Origin of the sequence: Flavobacterium columnare NBRC 100251 = ATCC 23463 (assembly GCF_002530675.1) — a bacterium.
GTDB classification, from domain to species: Bacteria; Bacteroidota; Bacteroidia; order Flavobacteriales; family Flavobacteriaceae; genus Flavobacterium; species Flavobacterium columnare.
In genome coordinates this window covers 20,596-46,249 of sequence record NZ_PCMX01000060.1, presented here as the reverse complement: position 1 = coordinate 46,249, position 25,654 = coordinate 20,596, and the positions used below count along the sequence as shown (strand labels likewise).

General features: G+C 30.7%; 24 protein-coding genes and 1 riboswitch. Of the genes, 19 read left to right on the top strand and 5 right to left on the bottom strand.

Going from position 1 to position 25,654, the window contains the following annotated elements:
- Positions 1-417 precede the first annotated feature (417 nt).
- The gene (locus B0A78_RS08875) at positions 418-873 is read left to right on the top strand and encodes a DUF6943 family protein (RefSeq protein ID WP_231138885.1); all 456 of its coding nucleotides are present in this window, start codon (positions 418-420) and stop codon (positions 871-873) included.
- Positions 874-943: 70 nt separating this feature from the next.
- On the opposite strand, the gene B0A78_RS14485 is transcribed toward B0A78_RS08875, so the two are convergent.
- The 5 genes from B0A78_RS14485 to B0A78_RS08845 all read right to left on the bottom strand — a co-directional run bounded on the left by B0A78_RS14485 (position 944) and on the right by B0A78_RS08845 (position 4,777).
- The gene (locus B0A78_RS14485; protein ID WP_155761354.1) at positions 944-1,114 is read right to left on the bottom strand and encodes a hypothetical protein; all 171 of its coding nucleotides are present in this window, start codon (positions 1,112-1,114) and stop codon (positions 944-946) included.
- Positions 1,104-1,358 carry a hypothetical protein gene (locus B0A78_RS08865; protein WP_014164630.1) on the bottom strand — a complete coding sequence of 85 codons (255 nt, stop codon included), beginning with the start codon at positions 1,356-1,358 and terminating at the stop codon, positions 1,104-1,106. Before B0A78_RS08865 ends, B0A78_RS14485 begins: the two co-directional genes overlap by 11 nt.
- Positions 1,359-1,388: 30 nt before the next feature.
- Positions 1,389-1,781, bottom strand: coding sequence for a DUF5675 family protein (locus B0A78_RS08860; RefSeq protein ID WP_097609600.1), 393 nt, complete (start codon positions 1,779-1,781; stop codon positions 1,389-1,391).
- A gap of 40 nt (positions 1,782-1,821) precedes the next feature.
- Positions 1,822-2,580 (bottom strand): hypothetical protein, encoded by a 759-nt coding sequence (locus tag B0A78_RS08855; protein WP_097609599.1) that lies wholly within the window; start codon positions 2,578-2,580, stop codon positions 1,822-1,824.
- 850 nt (positions 2,581-3,430) lie between these two features.
- Positions 3,431-4,777: a cobyrinate a,c-diamide synthase gene (locus tag B0A78_RS08845; protein ID WP_097609598.1), complete on the bottom strand. Its 1,347-nt coding sequence runs from the start codon at positions 4,775-4,777 to the stop codon at positions 3,431-3,433.
- A 62-nt stretch (positions 4,778-4,839) separates the two neighbouring features.
- Between B0A78_RS08845 and B0A78_RS08840 the strand changes: the two genes are divergently transcribed.
- From B0A78_RS08840 to B0A78_RS08755, 18 genes are all read left to right on the top strand, one after another.
- Complete coding sequence (locus B0A78_RS08840; protein WP_065213568.1) at positions 4,840-5,685, top strand: GHMP family kinase ATP-binding protein; 846 nt, start codon at positions 4,840-4,842, stop codon at positions 5,683-5,685.
- A 5-nt stretch (positions 5,686-5,690) separates the two neighbouring features.
- Entirely contained in the window at positions 5,691-7,172 is a 1,482-nt protein-coding gene (locus B0A78_RS08835) for a cobyric acid synthase (protein WP_014164625.1), read from the top strand.
- A complete protein-coding gene (locus B0A78_RS08830) occupies positions 7,169-8,191 on the top strand; it encodes a pyridoxal phosphate-dependent aminotransferase (protein ID WP_060382195.1) in 1,023 nt (340 codons plus the stop codon). Before B0A78_RS08835 ends, B0A78_RS08830 begins: the two co-directional genes overlap by 4 nt.
- A complete protein-coding gene (cbiB, locus tag B0A78_RS08825; protein ID WP_097609597.1) occupies positions 8,176-9,126 on the top strand; it encodes an adenosylcobinamide-phosphate synthase CbiB in 951 nt (316 codons plus the stop codon). Before B0A78_RS08830 ends, cbiB begins: the two co-directional genes overlap by 16 nt.
- Positions 9,127-9,175: 49 nt before the next feature.
- A riboswitch (cobalamin riboswitch) is annotated at positions 9,176-9,375 on the top strand.
- 113 nt (positions 9,376-9,488) lie between these two features.
- The gene (locus B0A78_RS08820; RefSeq protein ID WP_097609596.1) at positions 9,489-12,110 is read left to right on the top strand and encodes a TonB-dependent receptor domain-containing protein; all 2,622 of its coding nucleotides are present in this window, start codon (positions 9,489-9,491) and stop codon (positions 12,108-12,110) included.
- Positions 12,111-12,131: 21 nt separating this feature from the next.
- The gene (locus B0A78_RS08815; protein ID WP_065213572.1) at positions 12,132-12,932 is read left to right on the top strand and encodes a HoxN/HupN/NixA family nickel/cobalt transporter; all 801 of its coding nucleotides are present in this window, start codon (positions 12,132-12,134) and stop codon (positions 12,930-12,932) included.
- A gap of 8 nt (positions 12,933-12,940) precedes the next feature.
- Positions 12,941-13,765, top strand: a complete 825-nt coding sequence (locus tag B0A78_RS08810; protein ID WP_077225256.1) for an SDR family oxidoreductase — start codon at positions 12,941-12,943, stop codon at positions 13,763-13,765.
- A 3-nt stretch (positions 13,766-13,768) separates the two neighbouring features.
- The gene (gene cobA, locus B0A78_RS08805; RefSeq protein WP_097609595.1) at positions 13,769-14,557 is read left to right on the top strand and encodes a uroporphyrinogen-III C-methyltransferase; all 789 of its coding nucleotides are present in this window, start codon (positions 13,769-13,771) and stop codon (positions 14,555-14,557) included.
- Positions 14,547-15,485, top strand: a complete 939-nt coding sequence (locus B0A78_RS08800; RefSeq protein ID WP_097609594.1) for a sirohydrochlorin chelatase — start codon at positions 14,547-14,549, stop codon at positions 15,483-15,485. The genes cobA and B0A78_RS08800 overlap by 11 nt, the downstream gene beginning before the upstream one ends.
- A 35-nt stretch (positions 15,486-15,520) precedes the next feature.
- Positions 15,521-16,228 (top strand): precorrin-2 C(20)-methyltransferase, encoded by a 708-nt coding sequence (gene cobI / locus B0A78_RS08795; protein WP_014164617.1) that lies wholly within the window; start codon positions 15,521-15,523, stop codon positions 16,226-16,228.
- The gene (gene cobJ / locus B0A78_RS08790) at positions 16,225-17,589 is read left to right on the top strand and encodes a precorrin-3B C(17)-methyltransferase (protein ID WP_097609593.1); all 1,365 of its coding nucleotides are present in this window, start codon (positions 16,225-16,227) and stop codon (positions 17,587-17,589) included. Before cobI ends, cobJ begins: the two co-directional genes overlap by 4 nt.
- Position 17,590: 1 nt before the next feature.
- Positions 17,591-18,241, top strand: a complete 651-nt coding sequence (gene bluB, locus B0A78_RS08785) for a 5,6-dimethylbenzimidazole synthase (RefSeq protein ID WP_014164615.1) — start codon at positions 17,591-17,593, stop codon at positions 18,239-18,241.
- 8 nt (positions 18,242-18,249) lie between these two features.
- Positions 18,250-19,503: a precorrin-6y C5,15-methyltransferase (decarboxylating) subunit CbiE gene (gene cbiE / locus B0A78_RS08780; protein ID WP_097609592.1), complete on the top strand. Its 1,254-nt coding sequence runs from the start codon at positions 18,250-18,252 to the stop codon at positions 19,501-19,503.
- Positions 19,496-21,331 carry a precorrin-4 C(11)-methyltransferase gene (cobM, locus tag B0A78_RS08775; RefSeq protein ID WP_097609591.1) on the top strand — a complete coding sequence of 612 codons (1,836 nt, stop codon included), beginning with the start codon at positions 19,496-19,498 and terminating at the stop codon, positions 21,329-21,331. The genes cbiE and cobM overlap by 8 nt, the downstream gene beginning before the upstream one ends.
- A gap of 32 nt (positions 21,332-21,363) precedes the next feature.
- Positions 21,364-22,122 (top strand): precorrin-6A reductase, encoded by a 759-nt coding sequence (cobK, locus tag B0A78_RS08770; RefSeq protein WP_097609590.1) that lies wholly within the window; start codon positions 21,364-21,366, stop codon positions 22,120-22,122.
- A gap of 3 nt (positions 22,123-22,125) precedes the next feature.
- Entirely contained in the window at positions 22,126-23,211 is a 1,086-nt protein-coding gene (locus tag B0A78_RS08765; protein WP_065213577.1) for a cobalt-precorrin-5B (C(1))-methyltransferase, read from the top strand.
- 39 nt (positions 23,212-23,250) lie between these two features.
- Positions 23,251-23,949 carry a hypothetical protein gene (locus tag B0A78_RS08760; RefSeq protein WP_014164610.1) on the top strand — a complete coding sequence of 233 codons (699 nt, stop codon included), beginning with the start codon at positions 23,251-23,253 and terminating at the stop codon, positions 23,947-23,949.
- Between the two features lie 4 nt (positions 23,950-23,953).
- Positions 23,954-25,627 carry a VWA domain-containing protein gene (locus B0A78_RS08755; protein ID WP_169859115.1) on the top strand — a complete coding sequence of 558 codons (1,674 nt, stop codon included), beginning with the start codon at positions 23,954-23,956 and terminating at the stop codon, positions 25,625-25,627.
- Positions 25,628-25,654 lie beyond the last annotated feature (27 nt).

The following is a 25,654-nucleotide window of genomic DNA, read 5'->3' as shown; positions in this document are numbered from 1 at the left end:
CCTGTTTTAAAATTCAATACCCTTTAGAAGACGACCTGATTTCAATTCAAAATCTCGTAAACCATAACTTCATCCGATTCAACTCCGATTACATAACAACTATGATTGGAAATTTCAAAAAAAATAAATAAAAAAAGGAAGCAAAGATAAGTTCCAGGTATTCAAAAAAGCAAGTTCAAGCCCTTCGGGTTTCAGAAAAAATCTCCACCCAAACAGTTTCAAAACACATTTAACTTCTGATTAGACGCTTCCAAATTCAATCACGTATCGGGTAGTATTTTTTCTGAAAAACTTGCTTTTTTGAAACCTTCCACTTGGACGAATGGCTTTCTTTTTTTCTTTTTTTTCTTTTGAAAAATTTTGATGGGCGGAGCGTAGCGAGGCACATCTGCATTTCATAAGAAACACTGCAAAAAATTGAAAATTAATTTAATTTTTAAAGCCGATGTTATGCTAAAATTTATCATTAAAACCCACAAAAAAGGAGCTTTCTATACAAAACCGCATTTATTCCTACTTAACAAAGGGATGAACAGCGGAAAGCCACAAAAAGAGCCATTTACAAACAGTTTTGTTATAATTTTTGAAAACGAAGCTGATTTTGATACTATCAATTTAACTGCTTATGCACTTTGGAAAACAAAATTCTGGCATCAATTCCTTAGAGGTTCAGTAATTCCTTTTTTGAACCTACACGACATTAAAAAAGAATTTTCTATAAAAGTTAACCAAGAGATAAAAGACCACAAGGAGCACGTTAAAAACATCGAAACTTTAAAGCTTTTGGAACAAAGCGAAAAACGTTTCCATGAAAATCTAAATCTTATCAATGATATGCGAAGAGTAATTTTATACAGATATATAGGTAAATAAAAAAAAGCCAGGTCTCACGACTTGGCTTTCATTTTGTTTAACCCAAAGGTCACCACAACTAGGGCTAAACTTATTTTTTGTGCTTCTTATTTAGGCTTTTAAGCAATAACGAAATCGTAAAACTGACCACAGCTCCAACAGTCGCTAAGATAACCGTTTTGGCAATATCATCAGATGAAAGATTGGGTACAATACTTAAAAATGTGCCTCCAGCAGTTCCCATCAATGTTCTATTGTCCATTTCCGTTTTTGTCCTCCTGAGCTTGTCGAAGGATGTTGTCCTCAGTTGTAGTAAGCTGACTTGCAGCTGACAAAACTCCTCCAGCTACTGCAACATAACCACCTACAGTAGTTACAATGGCAGGCAAAGCAATTGGAGCAGCTAAAATAGTTCCACCAACGGCAGCCAATGTCAACCCAACAGTTCGAAGCACTTTGAAAAACTTTGGCGTGGGAGCTTTTGCTCTATTAATGATTTTTTTCATAATTACGTTTTTTGTCATCCTGTAAAGGATCTATTGGATAATTAATTCAACACTTTCTTTATTGTCCAAAGCTTTGTAAACAAAGTCTTTTAGCTTCGTAAAAGCTTTTCTCGATAGCATACCTAAACCAGGTCCAGAAAGTTTAGTAACAGGAGCAATACAACCTTGCAATTCCTTTTGAGCATTATTGGCAGGATGAAATAGAATAAACTTTCTATTCGGCACATCCACCAATTCTAAATGCCATTTGTATTTTGCACTATATCGCTTTCTAATAAAATATTTCCCTTCCGGAACACAGGAAACCTTCGTTTCGTTCATCTTCCATGGCAATTCAATTGTATTACAAATCAATTTGCCTTCGCATTCGAGTTTACCATTCGTTCCTTCAGGGAAATAAGTTCTAGTTAAAAATAAAACCATTTTTTAACCTTTTTTGTCAGACTGAGCTTGTCGAAGTCCATTACACACCGCTATCAACTTTCGCAATCGATAATGGGTTAAAAGCACCATTTTTCAATGGATACATTTGCCCATTAATCTCTTGGTAGAACTCAACACCTAAAGCCAAAAATAATGGCTTAGTTGAGTTAGCAGTAACCGCATTCACTTGATTAATTGGAGCAGTAGCAGTTCCATCCCAAGCCAAAATTGCTGTTTCAGAAGTAGCAACCACATACGTTTCAACTTCAAAATCAATTTCAGCTCCTCCAGAAATGATTTTGTAGTGAGTAGTTCCACTTGGAGCAGCAATCATATTCGCAGGAATAAATGATGCCAAATCCACAGTAATTTCACCAGCCACACGGTCAATAGTTGCCACAAACGGAGCAAATAAAGTAGTTCCAAGCTTACCACGAATATTAAATTCAAAACCAAATAACAATTCAGCTTCTCCATCAATAACGTTACGCAAACCTCTATCACTAGTTGTATCTGCTTGGATAACTTTAACCATTGCTTGTGTCAAACGACTTACCATTCTACCATCAGCAGAATTTAAAAGCAACGGTCGTAAAGCTGTTCTAAGTATTTTTCCTGCTTTTCCAGCTCTACCAAACTCCGAACCATTCTCACGAGTTCTTTGAAACGCAGGATCACTCGCAATTCTGCTCGCATCAATTCCACCTTTTTCTCTTGCCAAGTGTCCATCTTGCGTTTTGTAAAAAGTAATATCTCCGATAGTACCTTTCAATTTAATTATGCCTTTCTGTCTAGCCATAACTTCAAAATTTTGTTAAACATTCATCTAAAATCTCCTTCATTCTTTCAATCAGTTGCAACCATATTTTGAATGATTAAAGCAAAGTTTACAAAGCATTTCATTAAAAAAAAAGTCACAAGTGTACCATATGTCCAAAATCGACACAAGTGTCTTAAACGAACATAAATACACAATAAATAAGTATGGAAAATTATAACTAAATTGCAAAAGATTTTCTGCACGTCAGAAGTATAGCATAGCTATATCAAAGGTATGGATAAAGTATGAAATTGAATAGTCAGAGGGTTTGCATCTATCCGAAGGACATACAACGAATAACAGGCAAGAGTTATCGCCAAAGTACTAGATTGATGCAAAAGATAAAAAAAGACCTCAATAAGCTCGGAAATGAGTTTCTAACGATTGAAGAGTTCTGTACATATAGTGGCATAAAATATGAACAAGTAACTCACTTGATTTTTGGTTGAAATTGAATAAATATAAAAACAAGTTTTAATCAAGATGTAGACAATCAAATACTTGAATAACTTGTTCAATTTTTAGTAATGTTTATTGAATTTTAATTTGCTATATCATTGCAAATGAGTATATTTACAACTCACAAATGAAATGAATTATTTACGATTAAAAAGGGGGTAAAATCGGTTACCCAAATAAAAATTCAATTGTAACGAGCTGTTATAGAATATGTTGAAATAGGAAGTCAAATCCCTCTTTCTCCGCAGGTTTAAAACCCTAACCCTTGTAAGTAAAGGAGTTAGGGTTTTTTGTTTGACAAATATTCCCACAATTTTAAAATTTTGGATCACCAAACAAATTTCATTAAACCTTTGTTTTTTTGATGCCTCTAAAGAGGCACTTGAATTAAAAAATCAGCAACAAGATTAGAATCTCCCCAATAGAAATGAATATAAGATGCCATAACATTTTTTAATCTATAAATAGGAGTTGCCACTTCTATTCCTTTAGCATTAAAAATTTGACCAACAGTTGGTATCTTCTTCTTCTCGATTATTTTAGAATAGTGGAACTCATGTCCTTTAACTATTTGATTATCTAACCTTATTTCTCTATATCCTAAAGAAAGTTTAGCTTTTTCCATTGAAGTTTCTATAGGTAAAAAACCTACCATTGGATAAGCAATTCCTTCTGAATTAATAATTTGATTACCTAAATACATCATTCCACCACATTCAGCTATTACTTTTCCACCATTAGAGCAAAAATCAAAGATAGATTTACGCATAGATATATTATTTGTTAAATCGTTTAAATACAATTCTGGATAACCTCCAGCTAAGTACAAAATATCAGCTTTAGGCATTTTGCTATCTGTGATAGGGCTGAAATAAATAATTTTGCCTAAATTTTCTAATCCTTTTATATTTTCAAAATAAGTAAAATTAAAAGCATTATCATGGGCTACGGCTATTGTATAGTCTTTAAAAAAAGGGTTGATTTTGGTTTTTAATTCGATTGTATTTTTTGGAATAAAAGGATGATTTTTAGTACTAGAAATATCGGCTTTACAAATTGATAAAATACGATTTATATCAATAGATTTAGCCAAGTGTTTTGCTGCATTTTCAATTATTAATTCATAGTCCTGTTCAGGAGATATAAACAAGCCTAAATGACGTGAAGGAATAGTAATATCAGCATTCGAAGGGATATACCCTAAAGCTTCAATGCCTACATCATTACAAGCTTCTTTTAAAAAAGAATAATGGCTCTCTGTATTTACGAAGTTAAAGATAACCCCTGCAATTTTTATCATGGGATTAAAATTTTTAAGCCCAAATAACAATGGAGCAACGCTGTAAGCCATAGATTTAGCATTGACAACTAAAATGATAGGAATGTTTAATAATAATGCTATTTCAGCACTGCTTCCTTGCATACGATTTGCCCCGTCAAAAAGCCCCATTACACCTTCTATGATAGATATATCAGCCTCTTGGCTATATTTTTTATATAAAGTTTTAACATGACTTTCACTCATCATATAGGTATCTAAATTAATACTTGGCTCCCCCGCAGCTTTTGTATGGTGTTTCGTATCAATATAATCAGGACCGCATTTGAATGGTTGTACTTTATATCCGTTATTTTTTAATAATCGTAGTAAACCAAGTGTAATAGTTGTTTTTCCTGAGTTACTAGATGGTGCTGCTATAAGAAATTGTGGTTTCATAATTTCAAAGATAAAAATCAATTCTCAATTTTTATCTTTGTAACTCTATAAAGAAAGAGAAAATGACAATACAGATTACTACTTATGCTAAAGTGGGCGAGCTTCTTCAAGGAGCTTTTGGTAAAAATCAACCATTTTTAGTAAGCAATAAATCTTCTAAATTATTTAAAACAGATACTATTGCAAGTACAAATTCTATTGCTGAAGAAACAAAACTAGATATAAAATCAAATAGAGCAAGGGAGTTATTTCATTCATTAATAGAAAAAAAAGGAATTTCTCCTATAGATAAAATTTATTTCAACCAAAAAAGGAATTTTAAAGTAGGTAAAGGGTTATCTTCTAGTTCTACTGATATATTAGGGATTTTGCTCACTTTAAATAAGTTATATAAGACCCAATTTTCAAATCATTTTCTTTATAAAATAGCTTCTCAAATAGATCCTACGGATCCTTGTCTGGATTTTAATTCTTTATTATTTAATCAAAAGTCAGGAGAAATTTTAGAAAATTTAAATCCTATTTCTTATTCCATATTATATTTTGATTCGGATCCAAATGTGGATATTGATACAATTAAAATATCGAAGGCTAGAGAATATTCCGAAAGTCAAATGATAGAATTTAAAAATCTGTATTCTATTCTTAAAATAAGTGCAAAAAATAATGATTATACAACATTTTTTGAATGCGTTACAAAAAGTGCTCTTATAAACGAAACTATTTTGCCTAAAAAAAATTTTACTTTATTGTATGATTTTGCTATAGAAAATAATTGTGGTTTATTTGTGGCACATAGTGGTACATTTATGGGATTACTCATAGAACCCTATCGTTTAAAATCTATAGATTTTAAAGTTAGGTGTTTAGTCGAAAAACACTGGAAAACAACTCTTTACATTGAATAAATTCTATGCAAAAATTAAGACCTATAATGTTTGTTGGTACCGCCTCTGATGTAGGCAAAAGTATTATTAATACTGGATTTTGTCGTATTTTTAAGCAAGATGGTTATAATCCAGCACCTTTTAAATCACAAAATATGTCACTCAATAGTTTTGCTACTCCTGACGGACTTGAAATAGGTCGTGCTCAAGCAGTTCAGGCAGAAGCTTGTGGGATTGCGTGTAGCACGGATATGAATCCTGTTTTATTAAAACCTACTAATGATAAGAGCTCACAGGTTGTTTTAAACGGTAAACCATTGGGGAACCAATCAGCTTTTGATTATTTTATGGGAAATGATAAAAAGGAATTATTGAAAGAAGCACAAGCGGCTTATACCCGATTATCAGAACAATACAATCCAATCGTACTTGAAGGAGCAGGAAGTATTTCAGAATTAAACCTAAAAGATCGAGATATAACCAATATGCGCATGGCAAAATATGCTAATGCTTCTACTTTTTTAATTGCGGATATAGATAGAGGAGGGGTTTTTGCAAGTGTTTATGGAAGTATAGCTTTATTAACTCCTGAAGAAAAAGCTTTAATAAAAGGAATTATCATTAATAAATTTCGTGGCGATTCACGTCTTTTTGAAGAAGGTAAAAAAATAATAGAAACTCTTTGCGGTATTCCTGTAGTAGGATTGGTACCTTATAGGAAAGATATTTATATAGAAGAAGAAGACTCTGTTAGTCTTCAAAAAAAAACCTCCCAAGCAGTAGAAAATAAAATAAATATAGCGGTTATTTTGCTTAATAGAGTATCAAATTACACGGATTTTAATGTATTAGAACAACATAAAAACATAAATTTATTTTATACAAAAAAAACTTCTGAAATAGAAAAAGCAGATATTGTAATTATTCCAGGAAGTAAAAACACCATTTCGGATTTGATTGATATTAAAAACAATGGAGTAGCTGAAGCGATTATAAAAGCACACAAAAATAATAAAATAGTTATAGGAATTTGTGGCGGTTATCAAATGATGGGACAAACCATAGAAGATCCAAACCATATTGAAGGAACTATAGAAACTATGGCTGGATTAGGAATACTTCCTGTTAAAACGATTCTTACAGAAAAAAAAATAACACGTCAGGTACAATTTTATTTTAAAAAACACCAAAAAATATGCAAAGGGTATGAAATACACATGGGCGTTTCTACAATAGAAAACAAAGAGTCTATTCTAAATACTTTTGATGACAAAACAGGCGATGGTTATTATTTATCTGATAAATGTTGGGGGACTTATATTCATGGAATATTGGATAATGAAATTGTTATAAAAGACTTACTTTTACAAACCAATAAAAAAGTAGCAGCAAGTACATTTGATCATAAGACTTTTAAAGAAGAACAATATGATTTATTAGCCCAACACTTACGAGAGCATATAGACATTAACTATATTTATGAAGTTCTTAAAGAAACAGAAGCATGATTTTAGGACATGGAGATGACGGTTATTTATATAACGGAAGCATTAAAGCAAATTTTAGTTCAAACGTTTTTTATGAAGGATTTCCTAAAGGTTTGAAAGAACATCTTTCTCAGTATTGGGATAAAATAGCTCATTATCCCGAAGCAAATGCTGAATCATTGCAAAAAGAATTAGCTAGTTGGCACCAACTAAAACCCAATCAAATATTAGTAACCAATGGTGCTACAGAAGCATTTTACTTAATAGCACACTTTTTACAAAAGAAGTCAGCCACAATTATTATACCCTCATTTTCAGAATATAATGACGCTTGTCAAGTACATGATATTTCATTAAATTTCCTTAAATGGTCAGATCTAAATAAAACAAGTCTTTTTTCTACAGAAGCTGTTTTTTTAGGAAATCCTAATAATCCAACAGGATTGGTTTTTCATAAAAAAGACCTTCATTTTCTTTTAAAAAATAATCCTAACACATTATTTATAATTGATGAAGCTTATGTAGATTTTACATTGGTTGATATTTCAATAGTTAACGAAATAAATAATTTTTCTAATTTATTCATTGTAAAATCATTAACCAAAACCTATTCTATTCCAGGTTTACGATTAGGCTATATCATTAGTCAAAAACAAAACATTCAAGCAATTGAAACCGTTAAAATGCCTTGGTCCGTAAATACTATGGCAATTGAAGCAGGAAAATATATCGTTAAAAATGCTGCTAACATTGTATTACCAATAGAAAAAATACTAGCAGATACAACTCAATTTATTAATGCTTTACAAGAAATTCAAAATATAGACGTTTACTCAACAAACACTAATTTTTTCTTGTGCAAAACAAATAAAAAGACAGCTCCAGAACTAAAAGAATACCTTTTAAAAAAACATCAGTTGCTCATTCGAGATGCTAGCAATTTCCGAGGACTTTCATCACAATATTTTCGAGTGGCAACACAAAAACCTTTAGAAAATAAACTTTTAATTGATGCTATTCAACAATGGACAATTCTTTAATTATTTTTTCAATACCATTACTTATAGGTTATTTTTTAGATTTATTATTGGGAGATCCAAGAAGCTTACCACATCCTATTCGTTTTTTTGGAAACACAATCTATTTTGGTGAAAACTTTTTAAATAAAGGAAATGGTAGATTTATAAAAGGACTCTTTCTTACTCTAGCATTATGCAGTTCTGTTTTTTTATTTTTTTATTTTTTATCAAGTATTTTATTAGATATTAATTTTAACCTTTATATCCTTTTTACCAGTCTTTTTATATTTTACGGTCTAGCTAATAAAAGCCTATTACAAGAAGGAAGAGAAGTATTTGATACATTAGAAGAAAAAGGATTAGAAGCAGGAAGAAAACGTTTATCATGGATTGTAGGAAGAGATACGTCTACACTTTCTGAAAATCAAATACGAATAGCTGTTTTAGAAACATTATCTGAAAATTTGAGTGACGGTGTAATTGCTCCTCTTTTTTATTATGCTATTGGAGGATTACCATTTATGATGGTTTATAAAATGATAAATACTTTAGATTCTATGATTGGTTATAAGAATGATAAATATTGTTATTTTGGAAAATTTGCCGCTCGATTAGATGATGTAGCTAATTATATCCCTGCTCGAATAACTGCTTTTTTAATGGTTTTAATTAGTGGAAAACTTAGCTTATTCCCTTTTGTATTAAAATTTGGAACTCAACATGCAAGTCCTAATTCAGGCTATCCAGAATCAGCTTTAGCAGGAATTATGAATTGTCGTTTCGGTGGACCTAATAAATACCACGGAAAGATCGTAGAAAAACCATTTATAGGAACCAATCCTCGTGTTATTAAGCATAATGAATTCAAAAAAGTATATTTTATAAATCATTTAGTTACTCTAACGGCAATTGTTATGATATTGATAATAAAAATAGTGTTTTTGGGTTATTTTTGATAATTTCTTCTATAACCAGTATTTTTTTAACAAACTCTATTAGTTTTTTGTACTTTCGTGCCGCAATGGTTTTGTTTTCATTTTGGAAATGAATTAAAAGGGAATCCAGTGTAAATCTGGAACAGTACCCGCTGCTGTAAGTTTTTAAAAAGATTATAACTAAATGCCACTGTTTTTATCTAAAAACTAAAATGGGAAGGCGTTATAATTAAAACAAGTCAGAAGACCTGCCTTTGTATTGATTCGCGGCTTTCGGAGTAAAGGCTGACGGGTGAATGTAATGCTTCCCATCTTTCACACGTCCTTTTTCTAAAGTCGCTAATAATCAGTTAACGGGATTATTAACGAAAAAAAAATCAAACATGTCAAAGGATCTATCAAAGATTAAAAAAATCATTTATTTATGTAATGGTACTTGTTGTACTGATAATGGAGCAGAAGAAAATATTAAAACGCTTCGAAAAAGCCTGACACAATACGAGCTAAATGATGAAATTCATACCATTCGAACGAAATGTCAAGGATTTTGTAAAAAAGGCCCCATTGTAAATATCCAACCTGAAAATACTTGGTATAAAGAAGTGAATATCGAAACTTCAAATAAAATTGTAACAACTCATATTCTAAAAGATACATTAATAAAAGAGCAGTTACTTTTTTCTTCAAATAGTACAAAAGATGATTTTAAACCTCAAAAAAATAAAAGCAATTTCATAACTAAATTGTTTAATTTAAGTTGTTTTTTACTTTTCCTATTTTTATTTCAAAAAACACAAGGACAAAGTAGTATTAACGGTTTTATTATAGACGCAACGAACCAAACCAAAATAGAAGGAGCCACAATAAAAATAAAAGAATCTGGCGAAAGTACTATATCACAAGAAAATGGAGTATATAAGTTGCAATCCGCTTCAGAAGGAATAAAAACAATTGTCGTTTCTCATATAGGTTATAATGTATTTACTACAAAAATAAATTTCAAAAAAGACGAACAAAAATCACTAAATATTTCCTTATTACACAATGTAATGAACTTAGAAGAATTGGTTATTTCTGCTTTATCAATCAAAAAACAAGAAAACAAAATAGATCAAATCAGTTTACAATTACAACCTATAAAATCAGCACAAGATTTACTTAGAGCCGTTCCAGGGCTATTTATTGCACAACATGCAGGTGGAGGAAAAGCGGAACAAATTTTTGTAAGAGGAATTGATAACGATCACGGAACAGACTTTTCTATTCAAATGGATGGTATACCCGCTAATATGCCTTCTCATGCACATGGACAAGGGTATGCGGATATGCACTTTATGATTCCAGAAACCATTGGTACTGTTAATTTTTTTAAAGGACCTTATGAGGCCTCTCTTGGAGATTTTTCAGTGGCAGGAGCTGCTCAATTTAATTCTAAATACCGTTTAGAAAATAATATAGTTAAACTAGAATCGGGCTTGTTTAATACACAAAGGGTTTTAACAATGCTTCAAATTTTAGATCAAAAGCACTTAGTTTCTAAATGGAATGACAACGCTTATTTTGCCTCAGAGTATAATTATACCGATGGTTTTTTTGAAAGTAAATTAAAATTCAAACGTTTTAATTTTTTTGGAAGATACAACGCACAACTTACCCCAAAAACAACACTTATACTATCAGGGTCTTATTTTTCAAGTACTTGGAATGCTTCTGGGCAATTGCCATTACGAGCTATAGAAAAAGGTACTTTATCTAGATACGGTGCTATAGATGATTCAGAAGGAGGAATAGCATCAAGACTCAATACAAACGTTATTTTAGATACTAAACTAAAGGAAAATCAATCATGGAAAAATCAGTTTTATTATTCCAAAAATATTTTTGATTTGTTTTCAAACTTTACTTTTTTTATGAATGACCCTATCAACGGAGATGAAATATTACAATGGGAAAAAAGGGACTTATTTGGATTAAAAAGTACATATAATAGACTCGATAATATAAGTTCAACAAAATTATCATCAGAAGTTGGATTCGCCACCCGAACGGATATATTAGGATTAGGAAGAGATTATGTTCTACGAAGAGCATTTTTAAGCAAAGCCGCAAATGATGACGTAGCTATTACAAATTATAGTTTATATTTAGATGAAGATTGGCAATTTGCACCTAAATGGTCACTTAAATTGGGTTTTAGAAATGAACTTTTCAATTTTTATTTAAAAAATAAAATAGAGGATAACAATTCGGGCAAAAAGACTGTTTATCGTTTTAACCCTAAAGCACAAATTCATTTTACTCCAACTTCTAATTTTTCAGTATATGCAAAATGGGGTATAGGTTTTCATTCTAACTATGCGCATACAGCCGTTAGTAAAGATCCTACTGCTACGAATCCCGTTCCACAATCAGAAAGTGTTGATTTAGGTTTTATAATGAAATTGTATAAAAAATCTATTTTTAATTTTACAGCTTGGTGGACAGATAGTGGCTCAGAATTTAAATTTATTTCAGATGATGGAAGTTTTGAAAATTTAGGATCAAGTAGAAAATATGGAATAGATACCTCTTTAAAAATTCAATTTACAGATTTTTTATGGGCAGATACAAACCTAAATTATGCCTATAGCTTTTTAAGAGAAGCTCCAAAAGAAAAAAACCTAATTCCTTTATATACTAGATGGAACTCAACAGGAGGATTGACCTTAAAACTAGAAAATGGGATCAACGCTAGTTTACGTTACCGTTTTATGGGAGAACGTCCTGCTATTGAGGATGGCTCAGTATATTCTAAACCTTATACTATAGCAGATGTAGTTATTAGATATACCAGACCACGATACGAAATTAGTCTTTCTACCGAAAATATATTTAATACAAAATGGGATGAAGCCCAATTTTATGATCAATCACAATTAAAAAATGAAACAGAGCCAATCATAGATTTTCATAACACCCCTGGAACGCCTTTTTTTCTAAAAGGGAGTATTTCCTATTTCTTTTAATTATCAGATCATCAGCTCATTATGGAACTACTAAATAATAACAATGTATCTGCATTACTAATCCTACTTATTTTAGGTTTACGACATGGTTTAGACCCAGATCATATTGCCGTAATAGACAATTATACCTATCGTTTGCACGAAAATAAAAATACATGGTCTAGATGGGTCGGAACCCTATTTACTTTAGGCCATGGCGTAATGGTAACATTGATAGCTTTAATTTTAAGCTATTTAAAAAATAATTTTCAAGTTCCTATTTGGGTTGATTGGGTTCTTAATTGGTTGCCCATGTTTTTATTATTACTAATGGGAATAGGAAATATAAATTCTTTAATATATTCCCGAAAAAACAATTCTTGGAGCCTTAAAAAATATTTAATACCTAAATTTTTAGATAAAAAAGTAAGTCCCATTACAGTATTTATAACAGGAATTGTTTTTGGATTTATATTTGATACCTCTTCCCAAATAGCTGCTTTTGGCTTAGCTATTTCAGGTACCAATCACTGGTTATTTTCAGTTATAGGAGGAATTGTTTTTTCTATAGGACTTATTTTTACAGGAACAATTGATTCCTATTTATTAAGTAAATTATTAAAAACATTTGATCGTACGAAAATTCAAAAACATCGTTTTAAACTAAATATATTGATTACAATAATGTGCTTTATCATTCCTATTTATAAAATAGCAACTGTTTTTAAACCAACTATGGAATTAAACGATTTAGAAAACAATTTAGTAGGCTTAGGATTTTTAGGAATCATTCTTATTTTATATTTTGATTTGTATCTTCGTTCAAAAAAGCAAATAAAGTAAAAACAAAAATGCAAAAAATAAGTCTATTAGGTTGCGGTTGGTTAGGATTGCCTTTAGCAGAAAGCCTTATAAAAAAAGGGTTTTTGATAAAGGGATCTACTACCACTCTTGAAAAAATACCTTTATTGCAAGAAAAAGGTATTTTACCTTATTTGGTTTCTATAACTGATACCCACATTGAAGCAAAAGACATAGCAGATTTTTTAGATTCAGATATTCTGATAATTAATTTTCCACCCAAAAGAAGAGCTGATATTATTACATATCATACAAAACAATTTGAAAAATTAATACCTGAAATTCTCAAAAGTAAGATACAAAAAATACTTTTCATTAGTTCTACCTCGGTTTATCCTAATACCAATAAGATAGTAACAGAAAAGGAGACAGGAACACCCGAAAAAGAAAGTGGAAAGGCTTTATTAGCAGTAGAAAAAATGCTTTTAGATCAAATTAAGTTTAAAACCACTATCATCCGTTTTTCAGGATTAATAGGTTATGATCGAATGCCAGGACGTTTTCTGGCTGGTAAAAAAGAGGTTGAAAATGGAGAAGCACCTATAAATGTAATTCATCAAGACGATTGTATTAATATTATTGAAACTATTATAAATAAAGAAATTTGGAACGATGTATTCAATGCTAGTGCAGATCTACACCCTAAACGAAAAGAATATTATGAATTAGCCGCAGAGAAAATAGGATTAGAAAAACCAACATTTGCAATTACCCAAAAAATAGTATATAAAATTATAAATTCAGACAAATTAAAAACTAAATTGGGGTATCAATTTAAATATCCCAATCCGTTGGATCTGTTAAATCAAGAATAGAATATGGATTCAGAATACAAAAAACAAACTACTATAACCATTGTAGGTGCTGGACCAGGAGATCCTGACCTTCTTACTGTCAAAGCAGTTAAAAGAATTCAAAATGCCGATGTTGTTTTATATGATAATTTAATATCACCAGAAATTCTAGATTTAGCTTCTCCCAGTGCACAAAAAATATATGTAGGCAGAAAGTATGGAGATATAGAAGATGCCATGAAACGTCAAGATACAATTCATGAATATTTTCTTCAACATGCCAAAGAAGATAAAAAAATTGTTCGTCTAAAATCAGGCGATTCCTTTATTTACGGAAGAGTAGCAGAAGAAATCCGATTTTTAACCCAAAAAAAAATTCCTTTTGAAATTATCCCTGGAGTTACAGCAGGAATTGCAGCAGCCAACTCTCAACATATTCCACTTACAGAACGAAACAAAACCAATTCCGTATTGTTTTGTACAGGACATACCGCTACATACGACTTTGAACAGTTAGAAGCGTTAGCCAATATGCTCAAAACAGGAACGACACTCATCATGTATATGGGATATAAAAATTTAAAAGAAGTAATTATTACTTTTAAAAGAATTACCCCAAACGAAACCTTATATATTTCGGCCATTTCTAAAGTATCCCAAAAAGAAGAAACCATTTTTACAGGAACTCTAGACGAAATGGAAAAAAAATTAGAAATAAAAACAGTTCCAATGCCTGTAGTTTTTATACTAGGAAAATACGCTTTCCCTATAGATCATAATCCCATTAAAATAGTAGAAGACAATGAATGCTAAAAAAGGAATCCTAATTTGTGGACACGGAAGTAGAGACCCAGAAGGAGTTACTGGATTTAAAGAATTAGTACGTCTTTTGAAATTGCGTTATCCAAATTATGAAGTTGATTATGGTTTTTTAGAATTTGCGCATCCTATTTATGCCGCAGCAGTAGAACGTTTATACACTAACGGAGTTCGTGAAATAATAGCTATTCCTGCGATTCTTTTTGCAGGAAGTCATGCTAAAAATGATATTCCTTATGAAATGAATACACTTCAAAGTCAGTATCCCGATCTAAAAATTAGATTAGGAAAACATTTTGGAATAACCCCTTCAATACTTCAACTTTCTAAAAAATTAATAGAAACAGTTGAAGCTAAACTAACAACTATAGAACGAAAAGAAACCTGTCTATTAGTGGTAGGAAGGGGTACTGCTGATCCTGATGCCAATTCAGATATTGCCAAAATGACCCGAATGCTTTGGGAAGGTATGGGGTTTGGTTTTGCAACAACTACCTATATAGGAGTAACACAACCTTTATTAAAAGATACCTTACCTTTGGTAGATACTTTACCCTTTAAACGCGTTATAGTATTACCTGTTTTTTTATTTACAGGAGTTTTACTAAAAAAAATATATAATCAAATAGAAGAATTTGCAGAAAAATCAAATACTGAATTTTGCTATACAACCTCTTTTGAATGTGACGAATTACTTTTACAAACCATTGATGATCGTATTATAGAAACGGAACAAGGAAATCCTAATATGAACTGCCAGTTATGTAAATATCGTACACAAATCATAGGTTTTGAAAACGAAGTAGGAAAAGAACAAATAGGACATCACTTAGCGGTAAAAGGAATTCTATTTGAAGAAGAAGAAAAAATAGTCACAAAAAAAACAATTCTTACAAGCCTAAAAAAAATATTAGGAATTTAATACACAAAATTAAAGATAAATAGAAAAAAGTATTAATGAAGAAAGGAAAAATATATGCCGTTTCATTAGGTCCTGGAGATCCAGAACTAATTACGCTAAAAGGCTTAAAAGTACTTCAACATGCCGATAAAATTTATTATCCAGGATCTTTATTAGCTAACGGGAAAAAAACAAGTTTTTCTTTACCTATTTTGAAATACCATCAGTTAGATGAAAATAAATTAGTAGGTATGTTTCTACAAATGTCCGATGATAGAACCCAAGCAGAAATAACTTACGCAACTACTTTTCAGTCTATGCTAAAAGATTATAACGAGGGACTAACAATTGTCTTTGTAAGCGAAGGAGACAGTTTGTTTTACAGTACCTTTGCTTATCTGTTAGAGCATATTCAAAAACACCAACTGGATGTAGAAATTATTGCAGGAATTCCATCTTTTATATTAGGAACTGCAGAATATCAAACTCCTTTAGCCATATTAAACGAAAAAATTGCCATTATCCCTAGAATAAAAAATAATAATGAGCTAGAAAAAATACTAAAAGACTATGAAACAGTCGTACTTATAAAAATACGAAGTGTACTTCATAATTTAATATCTTTTCTAGAAAAAAGTCATCTAACCGTTTTATATGGCGAACGATTAGGAACTACCCAACAATATATTACTTCTAATATAAATGATATTAAAAACAGAGAGATACCTTATTTCTCATTGTTAATTATAAAAAAAAGAAAATGAAATTAAGCGTAGTAGGTATCGGACCTGGTGGTCAAGAGTATATTTTGCCTTTTGCACAAAATGTTTTGGCTGATGCAGATGTAGTTATTGGTTATCAGTATTATTTTCAATTTATAGAACATTTATTAAAAGAAAATTGTGAATGTATAGGAAAAGAATTAACAGAAGAAGAAGCGCGAGCTGAATTAGCTGTTAATGCTTGTCAAAGAGGAAAACATGTAGTTGTAATAAGTTCAGGAGATGCGGGCATTTATGCCATGGCATCCTTGGTTTATCAATACGCCAGTACGCAAACAGATAAAGAAATAGATTTGCAAACAATTCCAGGAATTAGCGCATTTATAGCTTCTGCAGGAAAATTAGGAGCACCTCTAGGACATGATTTTTGTTGTATTTCATTGTCTGATTTAATGACCCCTTGGACTACAATAGAAAACAGGATTTATGCTGCCGCCAAGGGCGATTTTGTTACATCACTATACAATCCAAGAAGTAAAAAACGCTTTTGGCAGCTCAATCGTTTTAAAGAAATTTTTCTAGAATATCGTCATCCTTCAACTCCAGTTGCCATAATTCGTCAAGTTACACGTCCTGAAGAAAACATCATTATTACTACTTTAGATACATTTGATACCAACGTAGTTGACATGTTTTCCCTTGTAATGATAGGAAATTCACAAACCTACCAATTCAAAAATTTTTTAATAACACCTAGAGGATATCTAGCCCGAAAACCTCATACAGGGCAAGAAATCCAGGATGAAAGTTTCCGTCAAATCAGAGAACATTTACAAAAAACAAATCTTTCAGAAGAAGATAAATGGGCTGTAATACGTTGTATACACACCACCGCTGATTTTGAATACGAAGATCTTTATATATCTAATAATGACGCTATAAAAAAATGGAATAATTATCTCCAAAAGGGAGGAACCATTATTACCGATGTTACGATGGTACAGTCGGGCATTACCAAAGAATACTCAAATAAATACAAAAACCAAGTACTTTGTTATTTAAACGAACCTGAAGCAATAGCATTAGCTCAAAAAGAAAATATAACACGTAGCCAAGCGGGAATTAGGCTAGCATTTAAAAAACATCCTAACGCTTTGTATGTTATTGGTAATGCACCTACAGCACTATTTGAATTGTGTGAACAAATATTAGATAAAAAATGCACTCCAGTAGGCGTAATTGGGGTTCCCGTAGGATTTGTTAATGTAATTGAATCAAAACTAAAATTACAAGCTTTAACAGCTATTCCCTATGTTCTTATTAGAGGACGTAAAGGAGGTAGTAATGTGGCAGCAAGTATTGTAAATGCAGCTTTTACAGTTCATACAATAAATAATAATTAAAATGAAAAGCGGAAAACTATTTAGTAAAGAAGAAGCCAACCTATTAGAAGAAATTATTCTAAATAGAAGAGATGTAAGAGGGAACCACTTCCTGAATAAGACAATCGAAAAAGATTTACTAGATAAGTTATTATTCTCCGCATTAAACGCTCCATCTGTAGGTTTTTCTCAACCATGGGAGTTTATAATTATAAAAAATAAAACGGTTAAAGAAAAAATAAAACAAAGCTTTGACGAGGAAAATCATAAGGCCATTGATCATTTTCAAGACAAAAAACAAAAAGAATATATAAAATTAAAATTAGAAGGTATTATAGAAGCCCCTATAAATATAGCTGTATTCTACAAACCTTCTGATAAGCCTGTATTAGGTCAGACCAGTATGTCTAAAATGGGGTTATATAGTGTAGTGTGTGCTGTTCAAAATATGTGGCTTACAGCTCGTTCATTAAATATAGGAATGGGGTGGGTAAGTATTTTAAATGAAGAAAAAGTAAAAGCCATTTTAAACGTTCCTAAAGAAAATAAATTAGTAGCTTATTTATGCTTAGGATATGTAGATAAGTTTTATACTCAACCAGAATTAGAGCTAATCAAATGGGAAAAAAGAAAAGAAAAAGACAGTGTGGTCAGAATAATTGATAATGAATAAATAATAAAATGACTCATAATTTATCCTTTACATTACCATTTAATACTCATAATTGTCAATTGCCGACTATAGATTATTACGTTATTGGAATTCCTAATAATCCTCATTTTATTCTAAGCGATGAAGTAAAAAAAATAGTAAAAGAACATCACGTTTTTTCAGGAGGCAAAAGACACTATGAATTAATAAAAGAAAAACTTCCAATTAATCATCAATGGATTGAAATTGCGAAAGAAATGCCTCTACTTTTTGATCAATACAAAAAAATAAATAAGCCCATAATTGTTTTTGCCTCTGGAGATCCTTTATTTTATGGCTTTGCCAATACTATAAAAAAAAATCATCCAAATGCAACCATAAAAGTATACCCCAGCTTTAATAGTTTACAACTATTATGTCAAAAAAAAACCATTCCATATCAAAATATAGTTAATACCTCAATTCATGGACGTTCATGGAAAGAACTAGATATAGCACTTATTAATCAATCAAGCCTAATAGGCGTTTTAACAGATCATATTAAAACGCCAAGTATAATAGCTCAACGAATGCTCGACTACAATTTTAATAACTATGAAATGATTATAGGAGAAGCATTGGAAGCAGAAAATGAAAAAATAACCACTTTAAGTCTAATAGAAGCAACAAAAAAAACATTTGATGTACTAAATTGTTTGTTACTTATAAAAAAAGAAGAAAAACAAAAAAAATTTGGAATTAGAGATATTGAATTTATAGGTTTAGAAAATCGTCCCAACATGATTACCAAAATGCCTATACGATTAATTAGTCTTTCTCAATTAGATTTACACAATAAAAAAACATTTTGGGATATAGGATTTTGTACAGGATCCGTATCTATTGAAACAAAAACACAATTTCCACATTTAAACAGTATTGCCTTTGAAAAACGAGAAGAATGCAGTACCATCTTTGATATCAATACAAAAAAACATTCCACACCAGGAATCACTAAAATAATAGGTGATTTTTTTGAAATAGATTTAAGTACACTTCCTGTTCCAGATAGCGTTTTCATTGGTGGTCATGGAAACAAATTAGAAGAACTTATTCTATTAATAGATCAATACCTTTTATTAAATGGAAGAATTGTAATAAATGCCGTAAAAAAAGAAAGTAAAGAATGCTTTATAAAGAGTGTTAAAAACTTAAATTACGATTTATTAGAACCAATAGAAATAACGATAGATACACATAATCCAATTACCATATTAACAGCAGAAAAAAAAAGAAATGAATAAAACAGCAATTATAGCAAGTACTGATAAAGGTATTGAACTTGGATTAATCATTCAAAAAGAGTTTCAAAAATCAATTTTAGTATCTACTAGAAAGAATAACGATGTAACCCAAATAGACTCAATTCATACTTTTTTAGAAAATAATTTTTTAAAATTTGATTCCTTTATTTTTATTGGAGCATTAGGAATTTGTGTAAGAAGTATAGCACCCTATATTCAAGATAAAATAAAAGATCCTGCTATTATTAATATAGACGATGCAGGAAAATTCGTACAATCAGTATTATCAGGACATTTAGGTGGTGCAAATACATTAACGAACAATCTTTCTAAAGTAATAGGAGCACAAGCCATAATTACAACATCAAGTGATGCGCAAAATATTTGGGCTCTAGATACTTTACCAAAAGAATACAATTGGAAAAGTAAAAGTACTATAGAAATGAATAAAATCATTTCTATATTTGTTAATAATAAACCTACCGCATTATTATTAGACATAAAAGATAAAGGCAGTGCTTTTTTAGAAAAAAACAAACCTCATTTTGTATCTATTTATTATCATTACGATGCCATTGACTTTTCTAAATACGAACTTCTAATAGCTGTAACTTATACAGTGTATGAAGCGCCAATTCCAGCATTATATTATTATGCTCCCGTTATTACTATGGGAATGGGATGCTCTAGAGGAATTGAATTCCATTTATTAGAAAAATCCGTTAAAAATCAATTACAAGAACAAAATATAGCTGTAGAATCTATAAAATCATTAGGCTCTTTAGATGTAAAACACGATGAAACAGCCTTTATAGATTTAGCAAATACCTTAGAAATTCCATTTATTACTTTCACTACAGATGAATTGAATTCAAAAATATCGCTAAATCCTTCAGAAATAGTTATGAGCAAATTGGGTGTTTATAGTGTTGCAGAGTCATCTGCAATGCTATTAGCACAGAACAATGAATTAATTTTAGAAAAGAAAAAAATACACCTAGTCTCAGGTAAAAAACACACCATTGCTCTAGCATTAGATAAAAGAGCACAACGAAAAGCAGAAATTATAATTGTAGGAGCAGGTCCAGGAGCAGCTGATTTAATTTCTGTAAAAGGAAAAGAACTATTAGAAGAAGCTGATTTAATTTTATACGCAGGAAGTCTTATTCCTATAGAACTAACACATTATGCAAAACCTAATGCTATTGTACGCAATTCAGCTAGTATGACTTTAGAAGAACAAATAGAAATTATGAGTACACACTATGTTAAAGGTCATTTAATTATTCGTTTACAATCAGGTGATCCTTCTATATATGGTGCTATTCAAGAGCAAATGACCATTTTTGATGAAAAAGGGTTTGATTACTCCATTGTTCCAGGTATTTCTTCTTTTCAAGCCGCCGCCGCCTATCTAAAATCAGAATTTACCATTCCTGAGGTAGTACAAAGTATTATTTTAACTAGAGGAGAAGGGAAAACGCCTCTTCCTAAAAATGAAAAACTAAATGAAATGGCAAAACATCAAGCCACCATGTGTATTTTTTTAAGTGCTACCATTGCCAAATCCGTTCAAGAACAATTATTAGAACACTATCCAAAAGATACACCAGTAGCCGTATTGTATAGAGTTACGTGGCAAGATGAAAAAGTATTTATAGGAAAACTTACGGAATTAGCCCAAATAATTAGGGATAACAAATTAACCCTAACAACTTTAGTAATTGTTGGAGCAGCCATTGGAGCAAGAAAAAATCGTTCGTATTTATACAATCCCGAATGGAAACATATTTTTAGAACAGGAAAAGAAGTAAAAATCAAAGGTTAATCTGATATTTGTAATTCTGAATTAAATAAAAAATGATATTAGTTTTTGGAGGTACTACAGAAGGGAAAAAAGTAGCAAAGTTTCTTGAAAAAGAAGCTTTATCTTACTTTTACTCTACTAAAACGGAAATCAAATGGGATGAAGAGTACTCATTTGGAAACTACCGTTTTGGAGCGTTCACAACTAATGAACTTGTTGAATTTTGTACAAAAAACAAAATTCAAATAATAATTCATGCTTCTCATCCTTTTGCAGAATTATTACATGAGTGTATAGCCCAAGCAAGTCAAATTTTATCAATTCCAGTAATTCGTTTTGAAAGAAAATATCCCGAAAAAATAATTTCTAAAGAGATTATTTATGTAAAAAATTACAAAGAAGCTATTGATTATTTGATGGGCGGCACTTTTTCTAATTTGCTTGCACTAACAGGAGTACAAACCATAGAAAAACTAAAACCTTATTGGGAAAAACATTCTACTTATTTTAGAATTTTGCCTCGAAAAAATTCAATAATAATAGCAGAAAAAGCAGGTTTTCCAACAAAAAAAATAATTATGGAATATCCAAGTAATGATTTAAATCATGAAATTAACACCATAAAAAAATACAGTTGCGATGCTATTATTACCAAAGAAAGTGGTGAATCTGGTTTTTTATCAACAAAGATAGAAGCAGCAAAAAGAAACAATATTCCAATTATTATTATTCAAAGAAAACCTTTGCCTAATAGTTTTTTACTCGTTTCAAATGAAATAGATTTGTTTAATGCTATAAGTTTAATAAAATAAAAAATGTCTTTAATTCCAATACCTAAAGGACCTTTACGCCATGGTTATACAACAGGTGCTTGTGCTACTGCCTGTGCTAAAGCAGCCTTTATAAGCCTTTTGGAACAAAGAGAAATTACAGAAATAGAAATTACCTTGCCCTTAGGCGAAAAGGTAGTATTTAAAATGACATCTTCTATTTTTAATTCAGACTATGCAACTTGTACTACCATTAAAGATGCAGGAGATGATCCTGATGTTACACACGGTGCCACTATTGGTTGTACCATTTCATTAAATGAAACAAAAGAAATTCATTTTTTACAAGGTAAAGGGGTAGGAGTAGTTACCTTACCAGGATTAGCCATTGCAGTTGGAGAACCAGCTATTAATCCTATTCCAAGAAAGATGATTACAGATACCCTTAATTTTATAAAACATAAATTTCAATGCAATAAAGGTGTAAATGTTGAAGTTTTTGTAGAAAAAGGAGAAGAAATTGCTCGAAAAACACTCAATTCAAGAATTGGTATTTTAAACGGAATTTCAATTTTAGGAACAACCGGAATTGTAAAAGCCTTTAGTTCTTCAGCCTATATTGCCAGTATTACCCAAGGAATAGATGTAGCTATAGCTAATGGTTGTACAGAAATTGTGATCAATTCAGGAGGACGATCAGAAAATTTATTAAGAAAGCAATTTTTAAATTTACCCGATTTTGCCTTTATACAATATGGTAATTGGATTGGAGATACCTTAACAAAAATAAATTCAGTTTCATTAAAAAAAGTAACTATTGGAATCATGATAGGCAAAGCAGCTAAATTAGCCCAAGGAGAACTAGATACCCATAGTGGAAAATCTACATGGGATAAGGAGTTTATTTATCAAATGGCTAAAAACTGTGGTTATACAGATAAACAATGTACTCCTGTTTTAGAATTAAATATGGCAAGACGGCTTACTGAAATTTTTAATTTTACACTTGAAGAGCCTTTTTTTTACTCTCTAAGACAACATTGTTATAATGTTTGTAAACAACATATTCCCAATGTAGAATTAAATATACTTTTAATTGATGCAAATGATCAAATAATAGGTTTTAACTAATTCATTATTAAATAAATAATAATTTTAAAAATAAAAAAAATGATAGGCTATTTATTTACAGATTCACTTTTATTAGGTATACAACACTCTTTTGAACCCGATCACATGGTAGCAGTTTCTGTATTAGCATCAGAACGAAAAAATAACAAAATAGGTCTAGGAAAACTCCTATGGCGTTCCTCCCAATGGGCTATGGGACATTCCGTATCTTTATTACTATTTAGTGCCTTTGCTCTATTGTTAAAATCTACTTTACCACTTAATCTTTCTACTTATGCTGAAATACTAGTAGGACCTGTAATGATTTGGCTAGGCATATCAGCTATTCGTCGTAATCACGAACTCAAAAAAATAATGGCTGACCATAGAGCTATTCCTGATCATGAGCATACTACCAATGTTTTACATATACATGGTAAACAAGGCGAAGAAATTTCTATGAATTTATTAAGTCGTACTTTTTGGGTAGGAATGTTACACGGATTAGCCGGTACAGGAGGTGCCTGTTCTATTGCCTTAGTTATGGCATCTAAGGATTCGTATACAGCAATAGGAATTATTATTTTACAAAGTATAGGAATTATTATTGCAATGACTACCTACAGTTGTGTTCTGACCTTTTCTGTGTCTCGTTTTATTGAAAGAAATCAAATAGCTTTCAAAATAATGAATGCTATTGTAGGTATTTTTTCTATTTTTATCGGATTTCTTTGGATTTACAACGCTATAAATGGTTAATAGTATGGAGCAAAAAAGTTTCCCTTTTACAGCTATCTCTGCACAAGATGATTTTAAATTGACTTTACTCTTATGTATGATTGATCCCTCATTAGGAGGCGTTTTGGTTCAAGGAGATAAAGGAACAGGTAAAACAACCACTGTTCGTGCTTTACAAGGTTTAATGAAAAATATTGAACCCCATTTTCCTTTTGTCAATCTACCAATAGGAGCTACAGAAGATCGTGTTTTAGGTTCTATTCAATTAGAAACTCTCATTAACGAAAAAAGATTAGAAGTACAAAAAGGATTACTATCCAAAGCTCATCAAGGTATTTTATATATTGATGAAGTAAATTTGTTGAATGATTATTTAATGGATGTGCTATTAGATGCTTCTTCAAGTGGTGGGTATTTTTTAGAACGAGATTCTATTTCACAGTGGCTTGATAGTAGATTTTGCTTAGTAGGCACTATGAATCCAGAAGAGGGCGATTTGCGTCCGCAATTACTCGACCGTTTTGGGTTAGCAGTTACTATAAAAACACCTACAGATAAAAAAATTCGAATGGAAATTGTAAATCGTCGTTTGAAATTTGATTTAGATTCAAACGAATTCTATCATGAATTTGAAGATCAAGAAAAACAATTAGCCAACCAAATTACAAGTGCTAGAAAACAACTTTCAAATATTCATCTCTCGGAAGAAATCAGAGAAACGATTGCGGAAAAATGTATAGCTTATCAAGTAGAAGGATTACGTGCTGATATTTTACTCATGAAAGCCAGTCGTGCTTATGCCGCTTTTAAGAATTGTACGGAAGTAACATCTGTACATTTAGAAAAAATAGCCCCTTTAGTTCTAAATCATAGAGGGAAACATTTTCCTGAAAATGATCAAACAAAAACAAATACAGAAGAAAATAATCATAAAAAGGAGGATAACCTAAATAAAAATGGAAGTAAAGGTTTAAATGACTATTTGTTACAAGCTACAAGTACAGATCAGTTTTTAAAAATTCAGATTCCCCAAAAAGAATCTCAAAAGAGAACCGTTTTTAATTCTCAAACCAATCAAAAAGAGAGTTATAATATTTTTAAAAAAAACGCAATAAGTATAAATATAGTAAATACAGTTAAAAAATATTTAACTACTCAAAAGTTTAAAATTTATTACAAGAAAGCTATCTCTGAATCTAAAATACATTTAGTATTTCTGATTGATTCCAGTAGCTCAATGATTAAAGATCAACAAATTTCTTTTATAAAAGGATTAATTTCAGAAACAGTCCATAAATTTCAGAATAAAAAAATAGTTCTTTCAGCTGTGGCATTACAAAATGGTACGGCTACAATTGTTTTAAAACTTACACAAAATATAGAAACCTTTATTGCAGAAATACAAGATCTACGATCTGGGGGGAAAACAAATTTAAAAGCAGGCTTACAGTTAGTACAACAACTTATAAAGTCTAAAAAAACAAAAGAAAAAACTCTTTTATATATAATAACAGATGGTAAAATAAATCAAGGAAAAACACAAAACCCATTTGCAGAAGCGGTTTCATATTTTAAAACCTATCTAAAAATGAACAAGAATACAACAATAATAGATACCGAAAAAGGTTTTGTAAAGTTAGCATTAGCCAAAAAATTAGCTAATGAAATGAGCGTAAATTACCAAACCTTTGTTTATTAAAAATTATAGAAAATCAGAAAAAAAACA